Annotated in this window: 1 protein-coding gene; it reads right to left on the bottom strand. The window is 73.4% G+C overall.

From position 1 onward, the window contains the following. The coding region (locus LI94_RS24995; RefSeq protein WP_046302374.1) for a hypothetical protein at positions 1-4077 on the bottom strand (4077 nt) is incomplete at both ends.

Here is a 4077-nt window from a genome sequence, read left to right as displayed (position 1 = left end):
GCTGCCGGTCGTGTCGCCGAACACGGTGCCGTAGCCGCCCAGGATGTAGCCGCCGCCACCGGAGCCGCCCTTGCCCCCGTCGAGGCCGTGTCCACCGGCACCGCCCGTACCCGTTCCGGTCGCGGTGGCACTACCGGCGCCGCCGGTGCCGTAAGCCGCCACCGAACCCGCAGCACCGGCACCACCGGTGCCACCGCCCGTGGCGTTGCCCCCGGTGCCGCCGTTGGCGTTGCCGGCGGTGACGACTCCACCACCGAGCGCTTCGACCGCCGCCTCGCCGCCGGCACCGCCCTTACTGGTCGCGCCACCACCCGTGCCGCCGTAGCCACCCTTTGCCTCACCGCCGTTGACGGAGCTGCCTGCGCCGTCTGCGGTGACCGAAGCGCTACCGCCGACACCGCCCTTGCCGCCGTCGGTACCGCCACCGCCGTTGCCGCCGGTCGCGACGCCGCCAGTCACCGCACCGCCGTCGGTGACGCTCACAGTGGCCCCGCCCGCGGCGCCACCCTGACCGCCATTGGCATCGCCGGTCCCGGCGGTACCGCCGGTCGCGGAGCTGTTGGTGATACTGCTGGTGGCACCGTCGGCGGTCACCGTGGATGAACCGCCACTGGCAGTGTCATTGCTGTCGGTACCGGTGGCGTGACTGCCAGAGATGGTGGCGCCATTGGTGGCCTGCACGAAGCCGCTACCACCGGCATGACCGGCTCCACCGTCGCCACCCACCGCGCTGCTGCCGGTGATCGTGTTGCCACCGGTGCTCGGACCGCTCGGGTTGCCGGCGAAGACCTGCGCCCGACCGCCCCCAGCGCCGTTGACCCCGTTGCCGCTGTCGCCGCCGGTGCCACCATCCGACGAGCCATTGGTGATCGAGTCGTTGGCAGTGTTGGTCTGCACGTAGGCCACGCCGCCGTCGCCACCTCGGTAACCGAGGCTGCCCGTGCCGCCGTCCCCGCCGACCGCATGACCGTTGGTAACGGCACTGTTCTCGCCGACAGCCCGCACCCAGCCCAGCGCACCGTCTCCGCCCCGACTGGTGGGGCCGTTGCCGGTACCGCCGCTGCCGCCCACGGCAGCGCCACTCGCAGTGGCACCGTCGCCAAACGCCGCCACCGTGCCGGTCTGGCCGTTACCGCCGGTGCCGCCGTTCAAGCCGTCCCCGCCGCTACCGCCCTGGATGGTAGCGGTACTCGAGGCCTCCGAGCCCACACCGCCGGACAAGATGCTGCCCGTGGCGCCCTTACCGCCGTTGCCGCCGCCCGTCGCATCGCCGCCGTCACCGCCCCGAACGGTGCCGTGCGAGGTACCACCGATACCGCCGGCACTCTGGTCCCGGCCGCTCTGGATGACCCCACTGCCACCCTTACCGCCGATGCTGTTAACACCGTCTGCGTGGCCGCCGTTACCCCCGGTAGCGCTCCCATACGACAGGCCGCCGCTGCCGGTGTCACCGGTGTTGTAGCCAGCCTCCAGCTCACCCCAGCTGCCGTCACCACCCTTACCGCCGTTGGTGGCGCCGCCGCCTTCTCCACCCTGGGCGACCGCGGTGTTACCGCCGCCGATGACTCCGCCGGCATGGTCAACAACCAGGAAGCCGCCACCGCCGACACCACCGAGGCTCCCGCTGCCGTCACCGGTACCACCCTTGCCGCCATGCCCGTCACCGGTAATGACGCTGCCGGCACCGGTCGCCTTTGCCTCACCGAAACCGCCGACGCCGCCGGTGCCGGAGTTGTTACCAGCACCGCCGTCACCACCCACGATGGTGGTACCAGTGATGTGGGCACCGTTGGTTGCAGCGATGTTGGCCGCGCCGCCGGTGCCACCGGTGCCGCCGTTGGCGTCCCCGCCATTGCCGCCGGTCGCGGCGCTGTCGGAGATGAGGCTGCCAGCCCCTGTGGAGCTCATACTCGCCGCACCGCCGGCGGCGGTCTCGCTGGCGTTGCCACCAGTCACGGTGCTGTTGGTGATGCTGCCGCCGCTGCCGACTGTCGCCGTGGCAGCGCCCCCGGCGAAGTTGGCCGAGTCCAGACCACTGCTGACCGTGAGGTCAGTAACGCTGCCGCCAGTGACCGTCAGCGAGTTGTTCGCGCCGTTGGCGCCGTTAACGCCGTTGGCCCCACCGTTAGTGCCGTCACCCCCGGCGACGTGGCCGTCGGTGATGGTGCCACCGTCGGCGGTCATCGTCCCGTTGCCGCCGTTGCCGCCGTTGCCACCGTCGGCGGTCATCGTCCCGTTGCCGCCGTTACCGCCGTTACCGCCGGTCGCGGTGCTGTCGGCGGAAATGGTGCCGCCGCCGATGGTCGTGACGGTGCCGCTGCCGCCGCTGCCACCCAGGCCGCCGTCGAAGCCGTCGCCGCCCGCACCGCCGTCACCACCGTTGCCGCCGATGGCGAGGCCGCTGCCGATCGAGGAAGTGCCGTAGCCGCCGCTACCACCGTTGCCGCCGGCGCCGCCGTTGATGCCGCCGTGGCCGCCGTTGCCGCCGTTGCCGCCGGTGCTGCTGCCGGTCTGGCCGAGGCCACCGCCTATGCCGTTGCCGCCGTTACCGCCGTCGCTGCCCAAGCCGTCGCCGCCGTTACCACCGCGGCCGCCGTCGCCGCCGGTACCGACAGCGTTGGTGGAGGTGTTCCCGCCGGAAACCTGGACATTGCCCCAGGCACCAGTGCCGCCGTTGCCGCCGACCGCGCCGTTCGTGCCGTTCAAGCCGCCGTCACCGCCGTCACCGCCGATCGCGGTGCCGTTCGTAACGTGGCTGCCTGTGGCACCCGCGTAATCGGTCACCTGAATCCACGCGCGACCGCCGTCACCACCGTTGCCGCCGAGGCCGTCACCACCGTTGCCCGCCGTGCCTTGGCCGCTGACGCTCCCGTTGATACCAGCCATGTTGGCAGTACCGCCGAGACCGCCGGTGACACCTGCACCGTCGGCGTCACCACCGTCACCGCCGGTCATGGTGCCGCTGACGACAACCCCGGCTCCGCCGGCTCGCACCGACCCGTAGCCGCCCTTACCGGCAATGCCCCCGTCATTGGCGTTGCCGCCGTCACCACCGTGAGCGGTACCGGTCGCAGTGCCACCGGTCGGGGCCGATGGCGCAATGCCCGCTCCGACCTGGCCGCCGCCACCGCCACCACCGATGCTGCCGACGCCGGTGCCGGTGCCGCCGTTGCCGGCGATGGCGGTGCCGGTGGCGCTGCCATCCGCCGCGGCGGTGATCCTGCCGATGCCGCCGTTGCCGCCGACGCCGCCGTCGATGCCGGCACCGCCGTCGCCACCTTGGCCCGTCCCGCTGGCAACGCCACCGCCGATGGAAGTCACGACGTAGCCGCCGCCACCGTTACCCCCGGTGCCGCTGCCGGTAGCGGCGGCGCCAGTGCCGCCGGTGGCCTGACCGATGGCAATGGCGCCCACGCCGTCAGCGGATATGAGTCCCTGACCGCCCACGCCGCCGTCACCGCCGGTGGCGGTGTCGGAGCCATTTCCGCCGGCGCCGCCGTCTTTGCCGGTAGCGATGCCGCTGGCGGCACCACCGTTGGTCGCAACGACGGCCGCGCCACCACCGCCACCGCCGCCACCGCCGCCGTAGCCCGGTCCGCTGCCGGTGCCCGCGGCACCCGCGCCGCCCGCGCCCCCGTTACCGGCTGTCGCGGAGCTGCCGACGCCCGCGCCCTGAACGATGCTGGCGCCCGCGCCGCCCGCGCCACCGGCCCCACCAGCCCCGTTCGCAGCACCGCCTACGCCGAGCCCCCCAGTGCCACCGTGGCCGCCGGTGCCACCGGCCTGAACCCCGGCTACGCCGGCGTAGCCGCCGTACGAGCCGGCGACAATGCCCTGCCCGTTACCGCCCTGACCGCCGGTGCCGCCGTCACTGGTCGTGCCCGCGGTGCCATCGACACCGTTGATACCGCCCGTGCCCGTGCCCGAGCCAGCCGCGCCGCCGGTGCCCACTGCGCCACCGCTGGCACCGTTACCGCCGTTGCCGCCGGCACCGGCCGTAGCGTTGCTACCGCCGCCTGCACCGCCACCGCCGTTGCCCGCGACACCCGCGTTGCCGCCGTTGCCGCCGTTACCGCC

The organism is Mycobacterium sp. UM_Kg27, from assembly GCF_000972905.1.
Lineage (GTDB): Bacteria > Actinomycetota > Actinomycetes > Mycobacteriales > Mycobacteriaceae > Mycobacterium.
The sequence above is the reverse complement of the archived record's forward strand: the minus strand, read 5'-3'. Positions and strand labels throughout refer to the sequence as shown.